The sequence below is a fragment of the Microbacterium sp. Z10_103 genome (assembly GCF_058310455.1).
In genome coordinates this window covers 1027035-1050502 of sequence record NZ_JBZEGK010000001.1, presented here as the reverse complement: position 1 = coordinate 1050502, position 23468 = coordinate 1027035, and the positions used below count along the sequence as shown (strand labels likewise).

At 69.6% G+C, this 23468-nt stretch carries 19 protein-coding genes; 6 read left to right on the top strand and 13 right to left on the bottom strand.

Annotated features, from left to right (window positions below):
• Window positions 1-17 precede the first annotated feature (17 nt).
• The 4 genes from AC4FS2_RS04875 to AC4FS2_RS04860 form a co-directional block, all read right to left on the bottom strand.
• Complete coding sequence (locus AC4FS2_RS04875; RefSeq protein WP_491153171.1) at window positions 18-1196, bottom strand: SGNH/GDSL hydrolase family protein; 1179 nt, start codon at window positions 1194-1196, stop codon at window positions 18-20.
• 3 nt (window positions 1197-1199) lie between these two features.
• Window positions 1200-1787 (bottom strand): TetR/AcrR family transcriptional regulator, encoded by a 588-nt coding sequence (locus tag AC4FS2_RS04870; RefSeq protein ID WP_491153172.1) that lies wholly within the window; start codon window positions 1785-1787, stop codon window positions 1200-1202.
• Between the two features lie 333 nt (window positions 1788-2120).
• Complete coding sequence (gene rpsA, locus AC4FS2_RS04865; RefSeq protein WP_491153173.1) at window positions 2121-3593, bottom strand: 30S ribosomal protein S1; 1473 nt, start codon at window positions 3591-3593, stop codon at window positions 2121-2123.
• Between the two features lie 313 nt (window positions 3594-3906).
• Complete coding sequence (locus AC4FS2_RS04860; protein WP_491176409.1) at window positions 3907-5196, bottom strand: HNH endonuclease signature motif containing protein; 1290 nt, start codon at window positions 5194-5196, stop codon at window positions 3907-3909.
• Window positions 5197-5348: 152 nt separating this feature from the next.
• Between AC4FS2_RS04860 and AC4FS2_RS04855 the strand changes: the two genes are divergently transcribed.
• Window positions 5349-6515 (top strand): hypothetical protein, encoded by a 1167-nt coding sequence (locus AC4FS2_RS04855; protein ID WP_491153175.1) that lies wholly within the window; start codon window positions 5349-5351, stop codon window positions 6513-6515.
• A gap of 78 nt (window positions 6516-6593) precedes the next feature.
• Here AC4FS2_RS04855 and AC4FS2_RS04850 read toward each other — a convergent pair whose 3' ends face one another.
• Complete coding sequence (locus AC4FS2_RS04850; RefSeq protein WP_491176407.1) at window positions 6594-9551, bottom strand: DEAD/DEAH box helicase family protein; 2958 nt, start codon at window positions 9549-9551, stop codon at window positions 6594-6596.
• Between the two features lie 168 nt (window positions 9552-9719).
• Here AC4FS2_RS04850 and AC4FS2_RS04845 point away from each other — a divergent pair, with 168 nt between their 5' ends.
• Together AC4FS2_RS04845 and AC4FS2_RS04840 are read left to right on the top strand one after the other, a co-directional pair.
• Window positions 9720-10133, top strand: a complete 414-nt coding sequence (locus AC4FS2_RS04845) for an MmcQ/YjbR family DNA-binding protein (RefSeq protein ID WP_491177794.1) — start codon at window positions 9720-9722, stop codon at window positions 10131-10133.
• 363 nt (window positions 10134-10496) lie between these two features.
• The gene (locus AC4FS2_RS04840; RefSeq protein WP_491176406.1) at window positions 10497-11360 is read left to right on the top strand and encodes an aggregation-promoting factor C-terminal-like domain-containing protein; all 864 of its coding nucleotides are present in this window, start codon (window positions 10497-10499) and stop codon (window positions 11358-11360) included.
• Window positions 11361-11457: 97 nt separating this feature from the next.
• On the opposite strand, the gene AC4FS2_RS04835 is transcribed toward AC4FS2_RS04840, so the two are convergent.
• From AC4FS2_RS04835 to AC4FS2_RS04825, 3 genes are read right to left on the bottom strand one after another with little or no spacing between them, the layout of a single operon-like run.
• Entirely contained in the window at window positions 11458-12066 is a 609-nt protein-coding gene (locus tag AC4FS2_RS04835; protein ID WP_491176404.1) for a GyrI-like domain-containing protein, read from the bottom strand.
• Between the two features lie 52 nt (window positions 12067-12118).
• Complete coding sequence (locus tag AC4FS2_RS04830) at window positions 12119-13873, bottom strand: ABC1 kinase family protein (RefSeq protein WP_491177790.1); 1755 nt, start codon at window positions 13871-13873, stop codon at window positions 12119-12121.
• 20 nt (window positions 13874-13893) lie between these two features.
• A complete protein-coding gene (locus AC4FS2_RS04825) occupies window positions 13894-14466 on the bottom strand; it encodes a PadR family transcriptional regulator (protein WP_491153179.1) in 573 nt (190 codons plus the stop codon).
• A 1026-nt stretch (window positions 14467-15492) separates the two neighbouring features.
• Between AC4FS2_RS04825 and AC4FS2_RS04820 the strand changes: the two genes are divergently transcribed.
• Both AC4FS2_RS04820 and AC4FS2_RS04815 read left to right on the top strand, forming a co-directional pair.
• Window positions 15493-15891 carry a PPOX class F420-dependent oxidoreductase gene (locus AC4FS2_RS04820; RefSeq protein WP_491176402.1) on the top strand — a complete coding sequence of 133 codons (399 nt, stop codon included), beginning with the start codon at window positions 15493-15495 and terminating at the stop codon, window positions 15889-15891.
• Between the two features lie 71 nt (window positions 15892-15962).
• On the top strand, window positions 15963-16904 hold the full coding sequence (locus tag AC4FS2_RS04815; RefSeq protein ID WP_491176401.1) for an aldo/keto reductase: 942 nt from the start codon (window positions 15963-15965) through the stop codon (window positions 16902-16904).
• 78 nt (window positions 16905-16982) lie between these two features.
• Here the strand turns inward: AC4FS2_RS04815 and AC4FS2_RS04810 are convergent, their stop codons facing one another.
• The 5 genes from AC4FS2_RS04810 to AC4FS2_RS04790 all read right to left on the bottom strand — a co-directional run bounded on the left by AC4FS2_RS04810 (window position 16983) and on the right by AC4FS2_RS04790 (window position 22288).
• A complete protein-coding gene (locus AC4FS2_RS04810) occupies window positions 16983-17861 on the bottom strand; it encodes an aggregation-promoting factor C-terminal-like domain-containing protein (RefSeq protein WP_491153182.1) in 879 nt (292 codons plus the stop codon).
• A 219-nt stretch (window positions 17862-18080) separates the two neighbouring features.
• Window positions 18081-18863, bottom strand: a complete 783-nt coding sequence (gene nagB / locus AC4FS2_RS04805) for a glucosamine-6-phosphate deaminase (RefSeq protein ID WP_491153183.1) — start codon at window positions 18861-18863, stop codon at window positions 18081-18083.
• Window positions 18864-18914: 51 nt separating this feature from the next.
• Window positions 18915-20594 carry a glucose-6-phosphate isomerase gene (pgi, locus tag AC4FS2_RS04800; protein ID WP_491176399.1) on the bottom strand — a complete coding sequence of 560 codons (1680 nt, stop codon included), beginning with the start codon at window positions 20592-20594 and terminating at the stop codon, window positions 18915-18917.
• A gap of 10 nt (window positions 20595-20604) precedes the next feature.
• On the bottom strand, window positions 20605-21537 hold the full coding sequence (locus AC4FS2_RS04795) for an NAD(P)H-hydrate dehydratase (RefSeq protein WP_491153185.1): 933 nt from the start codon (window positions 21535-21537) through the stop codon (window positions 20605-20607).
• Window positions 21521-22288, bottom strand: coding sequence for a histidine phosphatase family protein (locus AC4FS2_RS04790; RefSeq protein WP_491176397.1), 768 nt, complete (start codon window positions 22286-22288; stop codon window positions 21521-21523). The genes AC4FS2_RS04795 and AC4FS2_RS04790 overlap by 17 nt, the downstream gene beginning before the upstream one ends.
• 114 nt (window positions 22289-22402) lie before the next feature.
• Here AC4FS2_RS04790 and AC4FS2_RS04785 point away from each other — a divergent pair, with 114 nt between their 5' ends.
• Entirely contained in the window at window positions 22403-23464 is a 1062-nt protein-coding gene (locus AC4FS2_RS04785) for an NAD(P)-dependent alcohol dehydrogenase (protein WP_491153187.1), read from the top strand.
• Window positions 23465-23468 lie beyond the last annotated feature (4 nt).

The following is a 23468-nucleotide window of genomic DNA, read 5'->3' as shown; positions in this document are numbered from 1 at the left end:
CGGTGCCCGGACCGCGATCAGGAAAGGCTCTGTCCCCAGCCGAGCGTGCCGGCGAAGGCCTGGCCGGCGAACCGCTCGCCGATGAGGCGATGCGTCTCCGCGTCAGGATGCAGCCCGTCCGGAAGCGGATGCGCGAGGGAGTCCTGCTCGCCGTAGAGCCGCAATCCGTCGAGGTAATGGAGGTTCGGGTCGGCGGGGCGCCGCTCTGCCACGATGCGGGCGAGCTCCTCGCGGATGCTCACGAGCGTCAGCTTTCCCGCGGCGCGCTCGGCAGGGTCACCCGTCGCGATGAACCGCATCTCCCCGCGTCCGAGCGCTTCCGGGTCGAAGGCGCCCGGCCCGGGCGTGTTCTCATGGATCCCGCAGAAGATGGGCGACACGACGATCAGCGGCGCGGTCGGGTGCCCCTCGCGGATGGTGTCGAGGAAGCCATGCACGGCCGGCCTGAACGCCCGCATCCGCATGAGATCGGTGTTCACCAGGTTGATCCCGAGCTTCAGGCTGATCACATCCGCGGGAGTATCCCGCATGACCCGTGCGACGAAGGGGTCCATGAGGGCGCTCCCGCCGAAGCCGAGATTGGTCAGTTCGACCCCGGCGATCCGCGCGGCGACCGCTGGCCAGGTCCCGAGCGGACCGGCGGCGTTGGACCCCTGACTGATGGAACTGCCGTGGTGGAGCCACACCGGCGCTCCCGGATCGAGCGGCTCGACCGGGGCGTCGGCGCGGAGTCCGAGGATCTCGAGCGTCTCGTTGTGCGGGAGCCACAGTTCGACATGCTTGGGCTCCGCGGCGAGGTCGCCGAACCGCAGCGTCGCCACCGGTCCGTTGTCGATCGACCGCTCCCCCGTCGTCGTATCGACGGTGACCGCGATGCCGCCCGTGGTCGCCGAGCGCCCGACCGGGATGCCGTCGACCACGAGATCGACGATGCCGTCGGGCCGAGGCGGAAGGCCCGCATACGCCACTCGCGTGCGCCGCACGTCCAGTTCGATGACCGATGCGGCGGTGCGGAAGGCCAGTCGGACCCCGGAGGGCTGGGACTCGACCATCGCCAGCTGCCCATCGGCGGCTTCGGATCGCGCCCAGGAGGGTAGGCGATGCGGCAGGATCCCGGCGTCGGTCCGTTCCAGCTCCATCGCCCCCCGTACGAGGGAGTCCGTGAGAGGCACGGTCACAAGTTCGGAACGGGTCATTCGTCACGCCTCCAGAGGTGGCAACGATTCGGGCCAATGGGTGAAGAGCGCGTCGAGCGCGACGATGGTGGCCGACCAGCTCTCTTCAGAGGGCGGCGCACTGTGGGAGAAGCTTCCGCTCATCTCCAGTGTGATGAAGCCGCGGGTGGTGCTGCCGAGCAACCGCACGGCGTGAACGGTGCTCGCCACGTCGAGCCCGTAACCCCGGAGCACCGCCTCCGACAGCCGGGCGTGCCGGGGGCCGGCGCTGGATGCCGCCGTGTCCGCGTCCAGTGGAGCGAGCGTCGCGGCGAACCGGCCGGGAAATGCTCGCGCGTAGTCGCGGTATGCGTTCATCAGTGCGGCCACCGCATCGCGACGCGAGAGCCCGGCGACAGCATCCGCGGCGCGGTCGGCAAGCTCCTCGAGCGCGAGAAGGGTGATTCCCTGGCTCAGTTCGAGGGTGCTTCGGATGTGCGAGTAGAGGCTCGCGGTCTGCACCCCGAGCCGCCGTGCGACAGCTGCGACGCTCACGTGCTCGAAACCGATCTCGTCCGCCAGCTCCGCGCCGGTGGCCACCACCCGCGTGACCGTGACTCCCGCTCTGGGCACCGGGCCTCCCTCGCTTCGGGGTTACCTATAGCTAATAGCTTACCGGCTAATGCGCATAGGCAGGCCGTACGCCGCGGATCACGTGTCGGCGGATCACGCCCGCCGCATCGAGATGAGCCACAGCTCGGGCGGATATGCCGGGCGGGCGTCCTCGTACTCCGAGGCGTGCGCGTCGAAGTGCATGCGGCCGGGCATGTGCGGGAGCGTACTCCGCCACGCTTCGCGGTCGGCCAGCTGATCTCTGATGGGGTCCACCCTCGACCGGGAAGACGAAAGTGGGCCGGAACCCGAAGGTTCCGGCCCACTCGCGTGGAGCGTCAGCTCAGCGCTGGATCAGCGACCCGAGAGCTTCTCGCGCAGAGCGGCGAGAGCAGCGTCGTCGGCCAGGGTGCCGGCCGAAGCCGACTCCGAGGAGTACGACCCTCCGCCACCGGTCGAGACCGGAGCATCCGCGCTCGGGGCCGGAGCGTTCGCCTCGGCCTCGAGGGCCTTGGCGACGGCGGCCTTGTGAGCCTCCCAGCGAGCCTGGGCAGCGGCGTACTCCTGCTCCCACTTCTCGCGCTGCTCGTCGAATCCTTCGAGCCAGGCGTTGGTCTCCGAGTCGAAGCCCTCGGGGTACTTGTACTCCCCGCGCTCGTCGTACTCGGTGGCCATGCCGTAGAGGGCCGGGTCGAACTCGGTGCCGAACGGGTCGACCGACTCGTTCGCCTGCTTGAGCGAGAGCGAGATGCGGCGACGCTCGAGGTCGATGTCGATGATCTTGACGAAGACCTCTTCGCCGACCGACACGACCTGCTCGGCGAGCTCGACGTGGCGGCCCGACAGCTCGGAGATGTGCACGAGGCCCTCGATGCCGTCTGCGACGCGAACGAACGCACCGAACGGAACGAGCTTGGTGACCTTGCCCGGTGCGATCTGGCCGATCGCGTGGGTGCGGGCGAAGACCTGCCACGGGTCTTCCTGCGTCGCCTTGAGCGACAGGGAGACACGCTCGCGGTCCAGGTCGACCTCGAGGATCTCGACGGTGACCTCCTGGCCAACCTCGACGACCTCAGAAGCGTGCTCGATGTGCTTCCACGAGAGCTCGGAGACGTGCACGAGGCCGTCCACGCCACCCAGGTCGACGAACGCACCGAAGTTGACGATGGACGAGACCGTGCCCTTGCGGACCTGGCCCTTGTGCAGGTTGTTGAGGAAGTTCGAGCGCGACTCGGACTGCGTCTGCTCCAGCAGAGCGCGGCGCGAGAGAACCACGTTGTTGCGGTTCTTGTCGAGCTCGAGGATCTTCGCCTCGATCTCCTGGCCGAGGTACGGCGTGAGGTCCCGGACGCGGCGCAGCTCGATGAGCGACGCCGGCAGGAAGCCACGGAGGCCGATGTCGACGATGAGGCCACCCTTGACGACCTCGATCACGGAGCCGGTGACAACACCGTCGGTCTCCTTGATCTTCTCCACGTCGCCCCAGGCGCGCTCGTACTGCGCACGCTTCTTGGACAGGATGAGGCGGCCTTCTTTGTCCTCCTTCTGGAGAACCAGCGCCTCGACGTGGTCGCCGACCTTGACGACCTCATTGGGGTCAACGTCGTGCTTGATGGAAAGTTCACGCGAGGGGATGACACCCTCGGTCTTGTAACCGACGTCGAGCAGCACCTCGTCGCGGTCAATCTTCACGACGGTGCCTTCGATGAGGTCGCCGTCGTTGAAGAACTTCAGAGTCAGTTCGACCGCGGCCAGGAAGTCTTCAGCAGAGCCGATGTCGTTGATCGCGACCTGCTTGGTGGCCGGGGCGGTCGTTGCGGTAGTCATGTAGTGGGTTGTCCTAGTTGGGTTTGTGTCGGGCTTCTGCTCGTGCCCCACCCCCGGTTGGGAGTGAAACATTCCGCAGCCATACGATCGTTGAACGAAGACGCACAGCGACCGAGACGAAACGGCGCGAGCCGAAGCGAAGCGGATTGATTTCGTGCGATGTCACCGAGCCGGAGCCCGGACGTGCGGAACGAGCCACACGAGTGACACTCAAGACTAGCAAACGCTGGCGGGGGGCGAAATGTTCCCCGCAACCCGCTCTCCCGAAGTTCTCCGACGGCCACGCGGAACCGCGTGCGATGACCGGACGCGCTCAGGCAGCGTGGAAGACCGGGACCCGGCGTTCGGGTTCGACGACGTACTGCCGGCCGAGGGGCGAGGTCCACTCGATCGCGCCGCCGCTGCCTTCTTTCTGACGTACCCGCCAGCCGCCATGATGCTTGACGGTGTGGTGCCCTTGGCACAGCGGCGCGAGGTTGGACAGTTCCGTTCGTCCGCCCTCCTCCCAAGCGGTTTGATGGTCGATCTGGCATCGGGAGGCGGGCAGGCCGCATCCTGGTCCCATACATCGCTCGGCCCGCCAGCGGACCAGTCGCCGAAGCGGCGCCGGAGGCCGGTATTTCTTTCGTCCGACGGAGAGGACCATCCCGTTCTCGGGGTGGGTAAGGATTCGCATCCAGCTCTCCGCGGTGCCGCACAGCTCACGCGCCCGAGCAATGGGGATCGGACCCACCCCCTCCACCGTGGCGGGCTCGCTGCGCGCGGCCAACTCGTCGCTCAGCAGTGCCAGAACCGGAACAGTGACCGCAACGGTCGCGCGGATACCGTGGGCCGCCTCGGGGTGCGCGTTGACGACACCTTCGACGAGCAGGTCGCCCACCACGTCGGCGCGCAGCTGATCGAGCGTGCGCTCTTCACCTTCCTCCGCGCCGAGCACCTTCGCGATAGCGGTGACGCGGTCGTGCACCGCCTGCGCCTCGACCGCCGGCAGGTGGATGAGCAGCCACGCCATACCATCCTCGGACGGTTCGATGACGACTCGGCGTTGTGCGATCGCGTCACGATAGCGCTCTTCCAGCGTCGCCGACCGGACCGTCTCGACAAGCTTGCGCAACAGACGGCGGAACGTGCCCAGCGGGTGCACCTCCGCCAGCTCGACAGCGATCGGGACGACCTGGTCACGCAACTCCGCCTCGACCGTGTCGACCAGCTCCACGAGAACCTCGGCATGACGTTCCGTCGTGCGCCCGGCGTGCAAGGAGCCGAGCATCGCGGGATAGCGGACGACCAGCCCTTCGGCGGTGATGAGCATCCGATCTGCCGCGCGCTCGGTCATCTGCAGTGCCGCGGCCAACTCCAGGCGCAGCGAACGTTCGATGATCTCCAGGCTCGCCCCACGGAACGTCTCCAGCTCGGTCAGAGCCTCCCGGTGCATCGCTTCGACGCGTTCGAACCGCTGTGCCGCGAACACCGACATCATCGTCGACACTTCCGTCACCAGATCGATCGAGTCGAGCATCTCGGCCAGACCTGGGTCGTCATCCCACAGCGAATCGACGTCGTCGGCGGGCTCTTCCGCCGGGTCGATGCGATCTGTGGACATGGCAAAAGACTAGAACCGACCTCCGACATCGAGCCGGACACGAGCGCCACTCCTCGCCCGCAGCATCCGATCGCGAGCCGGACCTCATCTCGCGGGCGCCGGCGCGGCGAGTGACGAGCACGGCCGCGCCGGATGATTGACTGAATCGAACAGTGACCAGCCTCGCGGCCGGGGAGGCGATCATGGACCTGCGGTGGATGAGCGCGCCCGTCGACGAGGTGGCGGCGGCCATGGCCACGGTGCGCCGCGACTCGCGGCCGAGCTGGATGCCGACGAAGCGTCAGGTGCTCCTCCACGTCAACAACTGCCTGGTGCTCTGGTACATGTTCGTCGTCTTCATGTTCGTCGGCGTGCGGGTCGACGGCATGCAGGACGGTGTGGTGCGCCCCGACGACTTGGCGGTGCTCGCGGTGACGATGCCCGTCCTGGCGGTGTGGCTGGTGGCGACTCTCTTCCTCTACCGCGCGACGAAGCGACCCCCCTCGCCGCGTACGCGACTGAAGTCGTGGCGCCGCACCCTCACCGCACTCGCGAACGGGTTCGAGCCGCGGGCGAGCGAGAGAGCGACGTTCGCCTCGCTCATCACCGGTTCCAGCGTGGGTGTACGGGAGTACCCCCGGTTCGCCGCTCCCGGCGTCGAGTTCGGAAGCCTCAAGGCGCGTTCGCCGAGGGCCACGGAGTGGCACTACATCGCGGTGGCGCTCCCCGCGCCGCTTCCGCACCTGATCCTCGACGCGACGACGAACAACCGGGGTGGGAGCGACCTGCCGGCGGGGGTGGACCGCGGACAGCGGCTCTCGCTCGAGGGCGACTTCGACCGGTGGTTCCGCGTGTACTCCCCCGTCGCGTACGGCCAGGACGCGCTCTACGTCTTGACGCCCGACCTCATGGCAGCCCTGGTCGACCACGCGAGCGCGTACAACGTGGAGATCGTCGACGACATGCTCGTGTTCTTCACATCGCCGGGCGCCGATTTCTTCACGGCGGAGCAGTGGGAAGCGGTGGGCGCCGTCCTCGAGCACGTTGCGCCACGGGTCACCTCGAAAGCGCGCCGGTATCTGGACGAGCGGGTGCCCGGGCAGGAGGTGCCGGTGGCCCTGCGGGCGGTGCGCGCGGCACTGGACGACCCCGACACCGCGTGGGTGCCGCCCCCGGCAGTCATCGGACCGACCGGACGTCGCCTGCAGGTGCGCGATCGGAGCACCGGGTTCGGCCCGGTCATCGGCGCGGTGGCGTGGTATGTCTTCCGCGCATCGCTCTACCTCGTGCCCGGCCTGTTCGCCTTCGCCGGCTTCATGTCGATCGTCGACGGCTGGTAGAACGCCAGGCGGTCATCAGCCCGGTACCCGAGGTGCGGCTGCCGAGGCATCCGGAGGCGGCAGGGGACGATGCTGCGCCTAGCGCCATTCCTCACGCGTGACGGGCGCCGACAGCACGTCGCCCCCGCGACGCGCGTGGGCCATCAACGCGAGCTGGCCGGGGCGATCCATCGCGTGCAGGACGCACGGGCCAACCTCGCGCTCCCACGACGCGGCGAACTGCTCGGCATCGTCGCGGCGACGTCCGATCGCGGATGGCACGGAGAGGAAATGCCGCGGTCGGTCCTGCCGCGTGAATCTCCGCAGCACCCAGCGCACGACCGGCGAACGCCCTCCCCGACCCGTCTCGAGGAGGAAGCGCGGGGTGCGCACCACCCCGAACAGCTCACCGAGCGCCTCGGAAAGCGTCCGCTGATCGGCGACCGAAGCCGTCGGCGCCGCGATGGTGATGGGCACGAGTCCGCGCTGAGGCGTCCCCTCGTCCACGAGCACGGACGCCTCGATGTCGGCGACCCTTCCGGCGCGGCGGAGCACCTCCCACACCACCGCGGCGATGCGCCGGTACGCCTCGGCGGTATTCGCGGACTGCGTTCGCGCCTGGCGCCTGGCGCGCCCGAGCGGAGCCGCCGCGATGAGCCCGAGCCCGAGCGCCGCGACACCCGCGACCATGCCGGCTTCGGGTGCGGCGAGGGCGAGTCCGGCGAAGGGAGCGCCCGCCGCCCCAACCAGGGTGGCCACCGCCACTCCCCCGAACGCGCCGCCCAAGGCGCGGGACACCGGCTCGCTGGTGCGGAAAACCGGATGCTGCGGCCGCCGGGCCACCAGCGCACTCACGCTCTCGCGGTCGACGTACTCCTCGCCGATCCGCCAGTCGGCTCGGGTGCGGGATCGCGCCGGCAGCGCGAGCAGATCATTCAGCGCGTCGACGGACATCGCAGCATCCTTCGCCACCACTCGCTGCAGTCCTTCACGCTGCTCGGCCGTCAGTGCGACCGAGAGCCCGCGCACCACGCGCGACGGCTCGTCGCTGTCGAGGCCCCACAGACGCGCGTGCTTGCGACGCAGCCGCGTCGCGTCGGGCTGGGACTCGAGCGGGAACGAGGGTGGAAGCACCGTCGTGACGGTCCAGTTGTGCGCGACCTTCGCGGGCCAGGCCGGGTCGAGGCGCAGGGTGCGTCCGCGCAGTTGCTGGGTCGCCGACGCCGTCGCCACCGCCGTCAGGTCGATGAGCGTGTTGACAGCCGGGCAATCCCAGCCCTCGCCGAAGAGCCCGCGCGTGCCGACGACGACCTGCACGGTGCCGCGCATGAGCAGAACGGATGCGGCGCGCACGAGCGTGGCCGCCCCGATCCCCGGCGCGTGCACCTCCGACACCTGCGTCGCGCCGAGGACCGGAGCCGACGCGACCGGCACACCCAGCAGCTGCCCGAGAGCGGGAACGAGCACGTCGACGTCGCGCGTGGCGATGCGGGTGCGGTCGCCGGTCACCAGAATCGGTCGCAGGCGCACGGTCGCCGCATCCGCCACCAGCGTCGCGAACGTACGGAGCGCTCCGGCGGTGCCGACAAGTCCACCGTGCTTGTTGCCGTGCTCGGCGAAGTCGGTCACGACGAGCGCGCGCAGGCGCTCATCGCCGAGCGCCTCCCGCTCGAGGCGCAGAATGTCGCACGCGGCGTGATCCTTCGCCAGCGAGGACGCGAGCATCGTGTCGATAGGGTCACGGGCGCGGCGCACGCCGCGGTCGGTGAGCGCGTAGCCGAAGTCGGCGAGCGTGCGTCGGATCCGCTCCCAGCGGGGTTGTTCGGAGGGATCCGGGAGGAGACGGTCGAGCCCGAAGCGGGCGAGGAGGCGCAGCGACTCGTCGGTGGTCGGCGGGCGCCGCGCGGCATGGGGCAACCGCTCGACAAGGGGATGCTGCGGAGCCACGGTCGCGAGCATCGCCGCTGCGGCTTCGGATCCGGCGAAGTCGTCGCCGAACGCCGCCGCCAAGCGAGCGTCGATCGCGTCTTCGACCGGCATCGGCGCGGCGGGCGGTTCGAGCTCGGACCGCTCGGGCTCCGGCTCGGGCTCCGGCTGGAGCTTGTCCACAAGAAATTGCCGGCCGGTGTCGTGTGCGAACGTCGTACGCAGCAGCACGGCGAGCCCCTCGGCATGTGCGCCCAGGAACGCGAGCTCTTCGCGTGTGGGCTCCACGAAGCGCACGAGGTCGCGGTAGGGCGCGAGGTTGCCCTCCCGGACGACGGCGGGCACCGGCACCTCGTAGTCGACGTCGCCCAGAAGAGAGGTGTAGTTGTCGTACTCGTCGGCGTCGTCCGGCGAGGGCAGGGTGGCGGTGAGCCCGATGAGCAGCGGCTCGCGTCCCGCGGAACGCAGCCGTGCCGTCAGGGTCGCCACGACGAGCGCCCAGTGGTCGAGCAGGTGGTGGCACTCGTCGAGCACGATCGTCTCCACCCCGTGGGAGACGAGCCGGTCGATGAGGGCGAGGGCGTTCGGATGCAGCGCCGAAGCCAGCACGTCGGCGTCCTCGCGCACGAGCTGGCGGCGGAGGGTGCGCGACCGGCTCGCGATCCCACGCCGGTAGACCTTCGGGTTGCCCTCCTCCATCTCGTCGAGCCACCGGGCCGCGGCGTCGGGCGAGCGGCCGTCGGCTTCCAGCTCCGCCAGCCAGCGCGTCCGCGCCAGCCCCGAGAGGGGGTTGGCGCTGTCGAGCACGCTGACGGCCTGGTACGTCAGGGCGGTGAGGTCGCCGGGACTCGCCGGGTCCTGGGAGATCGCGCTCGGTTCGGCCGCGAGGGATGCCGCCGCCCGCGCCCACTGCGCGCGGATCGTGGTGGTCGGGGCCAGCACCACGGTGCGCCGGCCTCGGCGCGCTGCCAGCAGCAGTCCGAGGAGGGTCTTGCCCGAGCCCGGTGGGGCGACGATGTGCAGCGGGGACGTGGCATCCACGTCGACGCGCTCGAGCACGTCGGCCTGGTAGTGGCGGAGGGTGCCCGAGAAACGCCACGAAGCGAGCGGGGTCGGCGTCGCGGGTGGCATCCGTTCAGCCTAGAAGGCGGCGGCCTCCGCCTTCGTTGCCGGGAGGGACGCGTCTCGACCGCTCCGCTCGCGGTGTTCGGATGCGTGCGTGATCGCATTGCGGTGGCTCCGCTGTCACGGCCACTCATCGACGGATCGCCGCGCGCGCGGCACACTGGGCGCGTGGCGATGACGCTGGACGACGTGCGCGCGATAGCGCTCGCGCTCCCGGAGACCGTCGAGGCGACGGACGGTCACCGCGGGGGCGCCACCTGGCGAACCGCGAACGGTGTCTTCGCGTGGGAACGCGCGCCCAGCAAGACAGATCTCGCGCAGCTCGCAGAGCTCGGCATTCCGTGGCCGGACGGCCTCGTGATCGGAGTGCGGACCGATGGGCTCGCGGAGAAGGAAGCGCTCCTCGGAAGCTTCCCGGAGCTTTTCTTCACGATTGCGCACTTCAACGGCTACCCGGCCGTTCTCGTGCGACTCGACGCGATCGACCGGGATCAGCTGCGCGAAGTGATCACGGACTCCTGGCTGCTGAAGGCACGGAAGCGGGACGCGAAGGCGTGGCTGGCCGCACCCCCGAGCCCCGAGGAATAGACGCCTCCACGGCTTCTCGCGGCAGGGTGCGACGGCGAGACGCCAGCCCGCACGGCGTCCTCGCGGACGTCGGTTTCCGAGGGTTTTCGCCCTCGGATCGGCCCTTCCCCCACGGCGATTCCGCCCCTCCACCCAGGTAACGCCCAGGTAACGACTGCCAGGCTTGGGTTTTTGTGTCCGCATGACGCGGATTCGAGGCGCCGATTCATCGGCGTGTACCCCTATACGGAACCGGTTTTTATGCGCCCGAACACGTCATCAGTCTCCACCCGCCGCACCCGCCGTCAGGCGGAACGCCGCACCCGCCGCCGCCCGATCCTCGTGGTCGGCGGCCTTGCTCTTGCGGCTGTCTGCTCGGTCGGAATGACCGGCACAGCACCCGTGCCGCAGCCCGCTGCCGCAGCATCCTCGCCCGCCGCCACCTACGCTCTCGCCTCCTACGGCGTCCCGACCGTGATCCAGCCGGCTGCCGACCCCGAAGTCGCGCAGGCTCAGGATGCGGTCGCCGCTGCGGACGCCTCCGTCCAGGCCGCGGCCTCGGTGCAGGCCGACATCGCCGCGTCGGGCCTCGACATCGGCCAGCCCGACACGTCGGTCGACACCGCGCTGCTCGAGGCGGCAGCCGATCGGCTCGAGGGTGCCGACATGCTCCCCACGCCGCTGATGCCCGCGCTGACCGAGGATGTGGCGGAACTCGTCGCATCCGTCGACACGCGGGTGGCCGACCTTCGCGGCGGCCTCGAAGGCGCCATTCAGAAGAAGGCTGCGGAAGAGGCCGCCGAGAAGGCGCGGGTCGAGGCGGAAGCCGCGGCGGCCGCTGCTGCTGCCGCTTCCGCAGCGGCGAAGGCGACGGTGAAGCCCTCCACGGGTGGCGGCGGTGGCGCAGCGCCGCTTCCGGCCGTCCCCGCAGGCACGGGCGACAACAGCCCCGCCGGCGCTCAGGCGACCGCGCGCGGCATGGTCGCCGCCCGCGGTTGGGGCGAGGACCAGTTCAGCTGCCTCGTGTCGCTGTGGAACAAGGAGTCGGGCTGGCGCGTGAACGCAGCCAACCCCAGTGGCGCGTACGGCATCCCGCAGGCCCTCCCCGGCAGCAAGATGGCATCGGCCGGTGCCGACTGGCAAAGCAGCGCGGCCACCCAGATCTCGTGGGGCCTCGGCTACATCACGAGCCGGTACGGAACCCCGTGCGGTGCCTGGGGCCAGTCCCAGCGCGTCGGCTGGTACTGACGCCCCGCCGCTGAGATTCGGAGCCGCCCCTCGCATTCGTTGCGGGGGGCGGCTCCTTCCACCCGGCAGTCGCCGGACACCGCCGCGCCCGCGTCGCTCAGGCTTCGGTCACCGGCTGACGCAGAATCGTCTTGAGGTTCGCCGGCTCGGTGCGCCGTGGATCGCTCAGGTAGATCTCGTGATGGCGCCCGGTCATCCGCAGCCCCTCACCCGGGACGAACTCGTCGTGCATCCTCGCGAGCACGGGCGCCTCGTCGTCATAGGAGCCGACGTGCAGGATCTGGACACACCGACCCTCGGCCAGCGTCTCGACGCGGAGTCGCCCGAGGAGCGGAGCATCCGGCGCGGCATCGCGCGCACGGAGAACGTGGTCGTCGGAGATCCAGTCCGGCACGAGGTTGAGCAGCATCCACTTCCATTGCGACTTGTCGCGTGTGGCGGTGAAGGCGGCCATGTCGTTGGCCCACCACAGCGCCTCGAGCGGCGGCACGACGTAGTCGCGATCGAGCTCACGCTTGCTGAGGAACTTCAGCTTGTACGCGACCGGGTAGATGGTCTCGAGCGCGGCGCGATACTCGGCGGCCGTGTTCGGGTCGCCGGCGCCCTCGATGGCGAGGTACCGCAGGGGCGGCACATCGACGATCTCGAAAGCGCCGCGCGGAGCGCCGTAGGCCGCGATCTCTTTCTTGAGATCCACTTTGGTCACGGCACCAGCATGGCCGATGCCGGATCACCCGTGGCGAACAATCGCGCGGAGGTCAGTCGAGTCGCCGCCGGCCGACGAAGCCGGCGAGGAGCGCGTAGAGCAGGGGCAGGACGGACACGCCCATGAGCACCGACCCGAGCACCGCCTCATCCGGGCGCAGGAGGATGCCGCCGATGAGGAGCCCTGCGAACAGCACTGCGGCGAGCACACGGCGCCCGAGACGCTCGAGTGCGCGCAGTCGCCGCTCGATGCGCGGCGCCTGCGCGGTGAGTCGCCCTTCTTCGATCCTCGTCACCAAGTCGTCGAGGCGGCGCGGAAGGCGCGCCACGACGCCCACGACCGATGCCGCCTCCTGCGCGAAGCCCTGCACGACGTTGCCGCCCTCTTCGCGGATCAGTCGATTGGCGTAGGGCTCCACCGCATCCCAGATGTTGAAGGCGGGGTCGAGCGAGCTGCACATCCCCGACGTCAGTGACATGGCGCGGATGACGAGCAGGAAGTTCTCGGGGAGCTGGAACGGCAACGCACGAACGGTGTCGCCGAACTCCTCGGCGAACACGCGGAACTCGCGCGGGTCCACCTCCTGCAGTTCGGCGAACCCCATCCCGCCGAACCGCGCGAAAAGCCGAACCATCGCGCGTTCGAGTTCGGCGGTGTCGGCCGAGGGCAGCAGCATCCCCACGTCGCGTATTCCGTCGACCAGGCCTTTGCCGTTGCGGGATGCGGCGGCGATGAGTACCCGCCGGAGGCCACGACGGAGACCGTCGGGGACCTCCCCCATCATGCCGAAGTCGATGAACGTCAGCCGCCACGGTGGGCCCGGCGATGCGACGCCGGACCCGTCGACAGGCCCGGGAACGGGCCGCAGCGGAGTGACGAAGATGTTGCCGGGGTGAGGGTCGGCGTGGAAGAAACCGTGCACGAACAGTTGGTCGAACATCACCGCGGCGAACTGCGCAGCGACCTCCGATGGGTCGATGCCTGCCGCGCGCAGCCCGTCGACGTCGTTGATCTTGATCGCCGTCACGTCCTGCAACGTCAACACGCGTCGCGTCGTGCGCTCCCACACGACCTCCGGCACGGCGACGCGGGCGTCGCTCGCGAACTCGGCCGCGAACCGCTCCGAGTTGACCGCCTCGTGGACGTAGTCGATCTCCTCGAAGCTCGTCGCGGCGAACTCCTCGATGAGAGCCGGTGCGTCGACGCGATCGGCCACGACCTTGACCCGCATCAGCCACTGGCCGACGCGGCGAAGCGCCCGCAGGTCCACGTCGATGACCTGTTCGATGCCCGGCCGCTGAATCTTAAGGACGACATCGCCGAGCCCGGTGTCCGCCGCATCCGCGGCACCCAGTCGGGCACGATGCGCCTGACCGAGGGATGCTGCGGCCAGCGGGGTGGGATCCACGTACGCGAACGCCCGATCCAGCGTCACACCCAGCTCGGCCTCCGCCAACTCCCGGATCGCGCCGAAGGGCACGGGCGGGACCTCATCCTGGAGCCCCTGCAGCTCGTTCGTGATCTCCGGCGGGAGCACGTCCAGGCGCGACGACATGAACTGTCCGACCTTGATCATCAGCCCACCGAGGTCCACGGCGAGCACGTGGAAACGCTGCGCGATGCGCTGGAGTCGGGCGGCCCGGCCGCGCGCGGCCAGCCGGGCCAACCCGATCCGCGGCAGGAAGAGCTCGAACCACCACGACTGCACCAGGTACCGTGCCGCGAACCGCGTGATGCGGCGGTACCGGGCGCGCAGGGCGTAGCCGTCGGCTCCCGAGTCGCCCGACCGCCGGCGTGCAGCGGGCACGCCGTCGGAGTGCGACAAGCTCAATCCTGCGCGAGGATGGAGAAGATCTTGCGACGCGCCTCATCCAGCACAGCGACTGCTTCCTTGACCTGCTCCTGAGTGCCCGAGCGACCCACCTGCGCGGCCGCCTGGGCGAGATCGATCCCGGCCTTGGCGAGCGCCGTGTGGCGTCCGCTTTCGCGAGCGCCGGACGTCTCCCACGGGGCCGACTTGTCGCTCTCGGCACCGGCAACGACGCCACCTTCGTCGGTCAACGAGTAGGTCTTGCGGCCGCCCGACTCCTCGGCGCGGATCAAGCCCTCGTCGGCCAGAAGCTGAAGCGTCGGGTACACCGAACCGGGGCTCGGCTTCCACGTCCCGCCGCTGCGCTCCTCGATCTCGGAGATGATCTGGTACCCGTGCATCGGGCGCTCGGCGAGAAGGGAGAGCACCGCCGAGCGGACGTCGCCCTTCTGCATCCGCGTTGTGGGCTTGGGCATGAAGGAGTCGCGAAGCTGCTCCATCGCATCCCACAGTCCGGCGCCGCTCGGCCAGCCCGAGCCTGCACCCTTGCCCAGTCCGGCGAACCCATCACCGAAGAATGAATTGCTCATGATGAACCTCCTCTGCGCCGCGTCCACCGCGGGCTCGGCGATACATAACGATATATCGCTAGACGGGGGTCGGCTGGGGTTCCGCGGCGAACTGCCAGGTTGAGTTGTGGCGCTCTGCGGTGCTGCGCGCCGGTGGTGATGGGGACGCCAGGGGGCGGCCGGGGTGCGGTGCCCGGGGTGCGGTGGCGGGGGTGCGGTGGCCGGGGCGCGGCGGCCGGGGTGCGGCGGCCGGGGTGCGGCGGCGGGGGTGCGGGGTGCGGGGTGCGGGGTGCGGCGTTGGGCTCAGGCGTTCGCTTCGCCGGATCGACGTCTCGCTGAGGGTGGCTCGCGGCGTGCACCTCCGGAGGAGATGTGCACTCCGGAGGTCCGTATCCGGCCGAAGCCACCTCCCGAACGCACATCTCCTCCCCAACGGCACGGCGCGGGCGGCGCAGACGACCGCGGGGCACGGCACCTACAGCTCTCGGCGAGCTGCTCGGGAGGACATGTGCACTTCGGAGGCCCGTATCCGGCCGAAGCGACCTCCCGAACGCACATCTCCTCCCCAACGGCACGGCGCGGGCGGCGCAGACGTCCGCGGGCACGGCAGCTACAGCTCTACGCGAGCCGCTCGGGAGGACATGTGCACTCCGGAGGCCCGCATCCGGCCGAAGCGACCTCCCGAACGCACATCTCCGCCCCAATGGCACGGCGCGGGCGGCGCAGGCGTCCGGCCGCTAGGCGCCCGGCGCCTTGCACCCGGCCGCTCCCGGCGAGCACGTCCGGAGGAGATGTGCACTCCGGAGGAACAATTCCGGCCCAAGCGACCTCCCGAACGCACATCCCCTCCCGAACCGCACGCCCGAAAGGCGGCGGGGGTACCGTCGGCCGCTCGCCGCGAGCACCCCCGCAGGGGATGTGCGCTCCGACGGACTTTCCTCCTCGCATCCGCCTCACTCAGCGCGCAAATCCTCCCCGCGCGCTCGCGGGGTTATCCCGCCGGCCCCAGGGGTTCGGCAAGCCTGAGCTTCCCCGTAGCCTGGGGGCATGACGAAGAGCTGGGACGACGTCCGCCCGTACTTCCTCCGCACCGCCGTAGCGCACGTGGCGACCCTGCTGCCGGACGGTTCGCCCCACAGTGTTCCGGTCTGGGTGGGTGTCGAGGGGGATCACGTCGCATTCTTCTCCCTCGCCGACTCCCGCAAGGACAAGAACCTCGCGGCCGACCCGCGGATCGCCTTCTCCATCACCCACCCAGAGAACCCGCTCGACATGGCGACCGTTCGCGGGCGCGTGGTGGAAAGGATCGACGGGGATGCGGCGATGCCGATCATCGACCGGATCGCCGAGCGATACACCGGCGGGCCCTACGACATCCGATCGGGCATGGTCGTCTTCCTCGTGCAGCCGGACGTCTGCTGGGCGCACGACTACACCGGGGAATAGATCCCACCCGCACGGGTACGAGCGCATCGTCGCGTTCGCGCCCGGGAGCCGCCACCATCGACAGGACCCCTATGACCCGCATCGGCTTCAGCGACCTCGACATCGCACCCCTGGCCCTCGGCGGCAACGTCTTCGGGTGGACGGCCGACCGCGATGCCTCCTTCGCGATCCTCGACGCATTCCACGAGGGCGGAGGCAACTTCCTCGACACCGCCGACGGCTACAGCGCGTGGGTCCCGGGCAACTCCGGCGGCGTGAGTGAGACCATCATCGGCCACTGGCTAGCGGCGCGGAGGCCGGAGAACCTCGTCGTCGCGACGAAGGTCAGCAGCCACCCGGACTTCCGGGGTCTCTCGCCGAAGACCGTTCGCGCCGGCGCCGAAGCTTCGCTGAAGCGCCTCGGAGTAGACACGATCGACCTCTACTACGCGCACTTCGACGACGCCGACACGCCGCTCGAGGAAACAGTCGCGGCGTTCAACGACCTCGTCACCGATGGCCTGGTGCGCTACACCGGCGTCTCGAACTACTCGGCCGACCGCATCCGGTCCTGGATCTCGCTCGCCCAGGCCGCCGGCTACGCCCTCCCCGTCGCCATCCAGCCGCGCTACAACCTCGTGCACCGCAATGACGTCGAGGATCACATCATGCCGATCGCCCAGGAGTTCGGTCTGTCGCTTGTGCCGTATCCCGCGCTCGCCGGTGGATTCCTGACCGGGAAGTACCGATCGGTGGATGCTGCGGATGGATCGCCGCGCGCCAGGGGTGCCGCGAAATATGCCACACCCCAGGGGCTTGCGATCATCGACGCGCTCGAGGACGTCGGCCGCGCCCACGACGCGTCGATCGCGGCGACGGCGATCGCCTGGGTTCGTGCTCAGCCCACCGTCGCCGCACCCATTGCCAGCGCATCCAAGCCGGAACAGGTCGCCGACCTGCTGGCGAGCCTGCGTGTCGCGCTGTCAGCCGACGAGGTGGCGCGCTTGAACGACGTCTCCGCCTGGACCCCCTGACTGCCGCGTCGACTCGCCAGCATCCGGCCATTTTCCGGCCGGATCACAACGCTTCTCGGCGAGTCGACGCGCCAGAGCTCAGTACCAGTTGACGGACTGCGACTTGCCCCACGCAGCACACGGAGTTCCGTACGCGCGGGAGATGTAATCGAGACCCCAGGAGATCTGGGTGGCGGCATTGGTCTGCCAGTCCGCGCCCGCGCTGGCCATCTTGCTGCCGGGAAGGGACTGCGGGATGCCGGTGGCCCCACTCGAGGCGTTGTACGCCTGGTAGTTCCAGTTCGACTCCTTCTGCCACAGGGAGTTCAGGCACGAGAACTGATCGCCGCCCCACCCGTATCGCTCGGCGGCCATCTGCTGAGCCACGGCTCTTGCGCCGTCAGGCGTGTTCGCCGCCGCGCGCAACTCGGCCTGGCGTTGCGCCTCTGCCGCCGCTGCGGCCTCAGCCTGGCGCTGCGCCTCTGCGGCCGCCTCCTCAGCGGCCTTCTGGGTGCGCGCTGCCTCCAGGGCTGCGTCGAGCTCCGCCGTGGCCGCGAGGGCGATGCGCGTCTGCGCATCAGCTTCCGCTGCCACCTCGGGGAAGAGCAGCGCGGGGACGACGCGCACCGCCGAGAGCCGCTCGATTGCCGAGGCGAGGGCGGCGGTATCCACCGAGGTGGCGCCCTCCCCCAGACTGAGCCCGGACTCAGCGACCTCCGTGGTGACGGCTGAGGCGCTTTCGAGTGCCGATTCGGCGTCGGCCAGCGTGAGCTGAGCGTCGCGGGTGCTCATGGCGAGCGGCTGCAGCACAGATACGGATTCGGCGATGAGGGCGTTCGTTTCCCTCTCGGCGGTGCGCGCCTCGGTCGAGGGCTCGGCGGCCACGGCAGCCAGTCCGGTCGTGCCGATGAAGGCAATCGCAGCGGCTGCGCAGGCGGTGGCGAGGGCCACACGGCGGCGGCGGAGAGAAGGGGTCATGTGATGAGTGGGCATGGCGAAGCGAGGCTCCTTGAAGGGTTTCGCGTCGGGAACGCGGGCGTGTCATCGGGTGGACACAAAGCCTCGAGTCTGGTGCATCACGCCTGGAGGGAGCCTCCGTGCCACCTGGACGAACCGTGAGAGCCCGGCGTCACAACCGGGACGGCAGCCTCCGCGAGACCGAGGGTCCGTTCGCGGCAGCGGCCCGGGTAGGCGACGTCAGTAACGCTGCCAGTCGGGCTTGTGAGCGTAGGTGTAGCGGTAGTAGTCCTGCAGCTGCAGCCTGCTCGCCGCCGCTTCGTCGACGATGACGGTCGCGTTCGGGTGCAACTGGAGGGCCGACGCCGGGCACATGCTCGACAGAGGCCCCTCCACCGCGAGCCGGATCGCCTCCGCCTTCGCATCGCCCTGAGCGGCCAGCACGAGGTGCCTTGCCTCCAGGATGGTGCCGAGCCCCTGCGTGAGACAGTGCGTCGGCACATCGTCGGGGTGATCGAAGAACCGGCCGTTGTCGCGACGGGTCTGCGGCGCGAGCGTCTTGATGCGTGTGCGAGAAGCGAACGACGACGTCGGTTCGTTGAATCCGATGTGCCCATTCGCGCCGATCCCGAGGATCTGCACGTCCACCCCGCCCGCGGCCAGGATGTCCTCCTCGTAGCTGCGGCACGCGGCCACCAGGTCGGTCGCACGGCCGTCGGGCACCTGCACGAGCGCTGGATCCATGCCGAGCGGCGCGACGACCACCCGGCGGATCACCGAGAGGTAGCTCTCGGGGTGGTCGGCCGGGATGCCGAGGTACTCGTCGAGCGCGAAGCCGCGCACCCGCGACAGATCCAGCTGGCCGTCCTCCACCATGCGCGCAAGCGCGGCATAGATCGCCAACGGCGACGACCCTGTGGCAAGACCCAGAACACCAGGATCGGCGCCCTTCAGAACGGCTGCGACCTTCCGGGCGGCAAGCTCACCGACCTCGGCCGGTGTCGCGAGGATGACGACCTCCATGCCTCCACGCTATCCCGACCCGCGGCCCGGCGATCAAGCGCGCGGTGCGGATCAGGGCCGCTGAGACCGGTAGTACGCGAGCAGCGCCTTCGTCGAAGCATCCTGCGCCTCGAGCGCGGCCGCATCGCCCTCGAGAGCCGGCGCGATCTGGAGGGCCAGCTGCTTGCCGAGCTCCACGCCCCACTGGTCGAACGAGTTGATGCCCCAGATCGTGCCCTGTGTGAACACGATGTGCTCGTACAGCGCGATGAGCTGCCCCAGCACCCCCGGCGTCAGCGCCGGACCGAAGATCGACGTCGTCGGCCGGTTGCCGGGGAACGTGCGCGCCGCCACCAGCGCACCGGTCGTCCCCTCGGCCTCGACCTCCTCCGCGGTCTTCCCGAACGCCAGAGCCTTCGTCTGCGCCAGGAAGTTCGCCAGGAACAACCCGTGTACGTCGCGCCCGTCATCCTCCAGCGGGTAGGCGGGGTTCGCGAACGCGATGAAATCGGCCGGGATGAGGCGCGTGCCCTGGTGGATCAGCTGGTAGAACGCGTGCTGCCCGTTGGTGCCGGGCTCCCCCCAGAAGACTTCTCCGGTGTCCGTGACGACCGGCGTCCCGTCCCAGCGCACCGACTTGCCGTTCGACTCCATCGTCAGCTGCTGCAGGTACGCCGCGAATCGGTGCAGCTGCTGCGCGTACGGCAGCACCGCGTGCGACTGCGCGCCGAGGAAATTCGTGTACCAGACGTTCAGCAGACCCATGAGGATCGGCACGTTCTGCGCGAGAGGGGTGGATGCGACGTGCTCGTCCACGGTGCGGAATCCCGCGAGCAGCTCGCGGAAGGTGTCGGGCCCCAGCGCGATCGCCAGCGAGAGCCCGATCGCCGAGTCGACGGAGTACCGACCGCCGACCCAGTCCCAGAACCCGAACGCGTTGGCCGGGTCGATACCGAACTCCGCGACCTTGTCCAGCGCCGTCGAGACGGCGACGAAGTGGTGGGCGACGGCGTCGGTCCGGGATGCTTCGGAATCGTCGATCGCGCCGCGCTCGGCCAACTGCGCCCACAGCCAGTCGCGCGCGAGGCGCGCGTTCGTGAGGGTCTCCAACGTCGTGAAGGTCTTGGACGCGACGATGAAGAGTGTGGTCTCCGGGTCGAGGCCCTCGGTCTTCTGCGCCGCATCCGTCGGGTCGATGTTCGAGATGAAGCGGGCGTGAATACCGGCGTCGGCGTAGGGCTTCAGAGCCTCGTAGACCATCACCGGGCCGAGGTCCGAGCCGCCGATGCCGATGTTGACGACGTGCGTGACCTTCTTGCCGGTCACTCCGCGCCACTCCCCCGAGCGCACCCGCTCAGCGAAGGCCGACAGCCGATCGAGCACCTCGTGCACGTCGGCGTCGATGTTCTGGCCGTCCACGACCAGCTCGGGACTCTCACCGCCGGCGCGGCGGAGCGCCGTGTGGAGAACCGCGCGGTCCTCGCTGGTGTTCAGGTGCACGCCCTGCAGCATGTCGGCGAAACGCTCGGCGACACCTGTCTGCTCCGCGAGGCGCACGAGCGAGGCGAGGATGTCGTCGGTGACGAGATTCTTCGACAGGTCGACGTGCAGTTCGCCGAGCGTGTGCGTCATCCGCTCGACGCGGCCGGGATCGTTCTCGAACCAGCGGCGGAGATCAGGAGCGAAGGAGTCGCGAGCAGCGGTCAGCTCGCTCCAGGCGGATGTGGACGTGGGGTCGACAGGAGCGGTCACAGGGTCAACGCTAGCGACCCGCGGGGGGCGGCGGCTCCGGATTACCCAACAACTCCACCTCGCGCAGCGCGAGCGGCAGTTCGGCAACGAGTTCGCGAGCCAGGAAGCCCAGCCCGAGACGGTCGGTCAGTCGATCACCGGCTCGCCCGTGCACCCACGTGCCCCAGACTGCAGCGCGGGACAGATCCGTGCCACGCGCCACGAATCCGGCGACCGCGCCGGCGAGCACATCACCGCTTCCCGACGTCGCGAGTCCGGGACCACCACCACCGACCGTCCATGTGGCACCGTCGGGGCCGGCCACCGCGTCGTAGCACGTGACGATGGCCCGGTACTGTCGCGCGACCTCGCGCACATCCGACTCCAGGTCGCCGCTTGGCTCCTGGGCCTCAGGCGCCCCCTGGAGAAGGAGCGCGAGCTCCTCCCGATTCGGCGTCAGCACCAGAGCATCCGGAAGACGTGCGCGGTCGATCTGCGGGAGCACGCCGAGGGCGTACGCGTCGAGGATGAGGCGTTGCGGACCGGCATCGGCCACCGCGAGGAGCGTGTCGCGGGTCTCGTCGGCATCGTCGAAGCCCGGCCCGACCAGCACCGCGTCGGCACTGGCGAGATTCCCGGACGCCGTTTCATCGAACGGGTCGGTCGCCTCGTCGGGCAGGGCATAGATGGCGGCCTCGGGCAGCACGGCCCCGAGCTGCACGTCGATCGACCCCGGCGCGAAAACACTGAGCCGCCCCGCGCCGACTCGGAGCGCGGCCTCGGCCGAGAGCATGACTCCCCCGGGCGTCCGCCGGGAACCCCCGATGACCACGACATCGCCGCGCGACTTCTTGTCACCTCCCGGGTCTGGCAGGCCCCAGTGGGCCAGGAGCTCCGGCGTGACCTCTTCCGCGCCGGCGGCGCTGCCTGCGTCCGCTCGACGGGTGTCAGTCGACTCTGACATCGGGACCTCCCGGTTGCGGGGCGCCTGCGGCGTCCGGTGGCTGGAGATCGGGTGTCCCCTCATGCACCGTGATGTCGGCGCCCTCCTCCTGCAGGTGGCTCACGTCAGCGAACGCCGAGACCTGCCAGCCCGCCTCTGTCAGATCCAAGCGGGTCACCGAGGCGTTCAGGACAGGGTTCGCGGAGGCGAACGCGAGGAGCTCCTCCTCCTGCATGCTCATGAGGAGCGACGTGATGAGCGTCACGACCGCGTCGTGGGCGACGATGAGCGCCGACTGATCGGGGCCCGCCAGCAGATCGCCGAGGAACGACCTGAGGCGCAGCGCCACATCGGCCCACGACTCCCCGCCGGGCGGTCGGTGGTAGTACTTGCCGAGATGCCGCCGGCGCTGGGCCTCTTCGGGATGCAGGTGTGCCACCCCGCTCGTCGTCAGCAGGTCGAGGATGCCGAGTTCCCGGTCGCGGAGGCGCTCATCGACGCCGACGACCGGGAGCTCGTCGCCCAGCGCGATCGCGAGCGTCTCGCGTGCACGGAAGTAGGGCGAGACCCAGTAGGTCGCGATTTCGGCGCGGTGCTCTGCCACCCACACGCCGAGCGCACGCGCCTGCTCCTCCCCCGTCGCAGACAGCGGGACGTCGGAATCCCTAACGTCCAGCGGGATGCGCTCGAGACCCTCCCGTTCGGCGCGTGTCGCAGCGACATTTCCCACACTCTCGCCGTGGCGCGCGAGCCACAGAGTTCTCATCGGCATTAGCCCAGCGTAGGAGGGCACGCCGGATGTCGCGCGGGGGTTGCGCTCGCGTCGTGCGGAGCGACCCACCCGACCCGCTAGACAATCCAACCAACTAGTTGGTAAGGTGCTGACATGAACGCAATCGCCTTGCAAGCCGCCGAGTACGGCGCACCACTCACCCCCGTTTCCATCCCGCGTCGGGCGCTTCGGCCGGACGACCTGGAGGTCGCGGTCACCTACTGCGGCGTCTGCCACAGTGATCTCCACGCGCTGCACACGAGCCCAGACGAGGGCGGGACCTTCCCGCTCGTTCCCGGCCATGAGTTCGTCGGCGAGGTGGTCGCCGTCGGCCCGGAGGTGACGAACTTCCGCGTCGGCGACTTCGTGGCCGTGGGCAACATCGTCGACTCGTGCGGCGTCTGCCGCATGTGCCGCGCCGGCCAGGAGAACTTCTGCGAGCAGGTTGCCACGCTCACCTACGGCGGACGCGACCGCGTGGACGGAACGATCACCGCGGGCGCGTACTCCACTCGGTACGTCGTTCGCGAGCATTTCGCCTACCGTCTTCCGGACAACCTCGACCCTGCGGCCGTTGCGCCGCTCATGTGCGCGGGAATCACCGTGTGGGAGCCACTGCGGATCGCCGGGGTGGGGCCCGGCACGCGCCTGGGGGTCGTGGGGCTTGGCGGCCTCGGCCACCTCGCGGTCAAGCTCGGCAAGGCCCTCGGAGCCGAAGTGACCGTGTTCACCAGGTCGGCGAGCAAGACCGAGGACGCACTCGCGCTCGGCGCATCCCACGTCGTCGTATCCACGGATGCCGACGCCATGCGCGCACGGCAGAGCTCGCTCGACGTCATTCTCGACACCGTCTCCGCCGATCACGACCTCGCACCGTATCTGCACGTCCTGGACCTCGACGGCACCCTGTTCTCCCTCGGGTATCTGGGTCCCGTCACGGTGCAGACGGTGGATCTCGTCTACGGGCACAAGAAGCTCAGCTCGTCCGGCGGCAGCGGCCACCGCTACACCCAGGACCTCCTGGACTTCTGCTCCGAACACGGTGTCGTCGCCGACGTGGAGGTGGTTCCCGCGTCCGGAATCGCCCAAGCGCTCGACCGGCTCGGACGAAACGACGTCCACTACCGGTTCGTGCTGGATCTGCGGGAACTCGACGAGAGCACGATCCTCGCCTGACGCG

Bases quoted from the DNA above. Each gene is read 5' to 3' on its own strand.
- AC4FS2_RS04875 (WP_491153171.1), bottom strand. From the start codon at position 1,196: ATGACCCGTTCCGAACTTGTGACCGTGCCTCTCACGGACTCCCTCGTA.
- rpsA (WP_491153173.1), bottom strand. From the start codon at position 3,593: ATGACTACCGCAACGACCGCCCCGGCCACCAAGCAGGTCGCGATCAAC.
- AC4FS2_RS04860 (WP_491176409.1), bottom strand. From the start codon at position 5,196: ATGTCCACAGATCGCATCGACCCGGCGGAAGAGCCCGCCGACGACGTC.
- AC4FS2_RS04850 (WP_491176407.1), bottom strand. From the start codon at position 9,551: ATGCCACCCGCGACGCCGACCCCGCTCGCTTCGTGGCGTTTCTCGGGC.
- AC4FS2_RS04845 (WP_491177794.1), top strand. From the start codon at position 9,720: ATGACGCTGGACGACGTGCGCGCGATAGCGCTCGCGCTCCCGGAGACC.
- AC4FS2_RS04840 (WP_491176406.1), top strand. From the start codon at position 10,497: ATGACCGGCACAGCACCCGTGCCGCAGCCCGCTGCCGCAGCATCCTCG.
- AC4FS2_RS04825 (WP_491153179.1), bottom strand. From the start codon at position 14,466: ATGAGCAATTCATTCTTCGGTGATGGGTTCGCCGGACTGGGCAAGGGT.
- AC4FS2_RS04820 (WP_491176402.1), top strand. From the start codon at position 15,493: ATGACGAAGAGCTGGGACGACGTCCGCCCGTACTTCCTCCGCACCGCC.
- AC4FS2_RS04815 (WP_491176401.1), top strand. From the start codon at position 15,963: ATGACCCGCATCGGCTTCAGCGACCTCGACATCGCACCCCTGGCCCTC.
- AC4FS2_RS04810 (WP_491153182.1), bottom strand. From the start codon at position 17,861: ATGACCCCTTCTCTCCGCCGCCGCCGTGTGGCCCTCGCCACCGCCTGC.
- nagB (WP_491153183.1), bottom strand. From the start codon at position 18,863: ATGGAGGTCGTCATCCTCGCGACACCGGCCGAGGTCGGTGAGCTTGCC.
- AC4FS2_RS04795 (WP_491153185.1), bottom strand. From the start codon at position 21,537: ATGTCAGAGTCGACTGACACCCGTCGAGCGGACGCAGGCAGCGCCGCC.
- AC4FS2_RS04790 (WP_491176397.1), bottom strand. From the start codon at position 22,288: ATGCCGATGAGAACTCTGTGGCTCGCGCGCCACGGCGAGAGTGTGGGA.
- AC4FS2_RS04785 (WP_491153187.1), top strand. From the start codon at position 22,403: ATGAACGCAATCGCCTTGCAAGCCGCCGAGTACGGCGCACCACTCACC.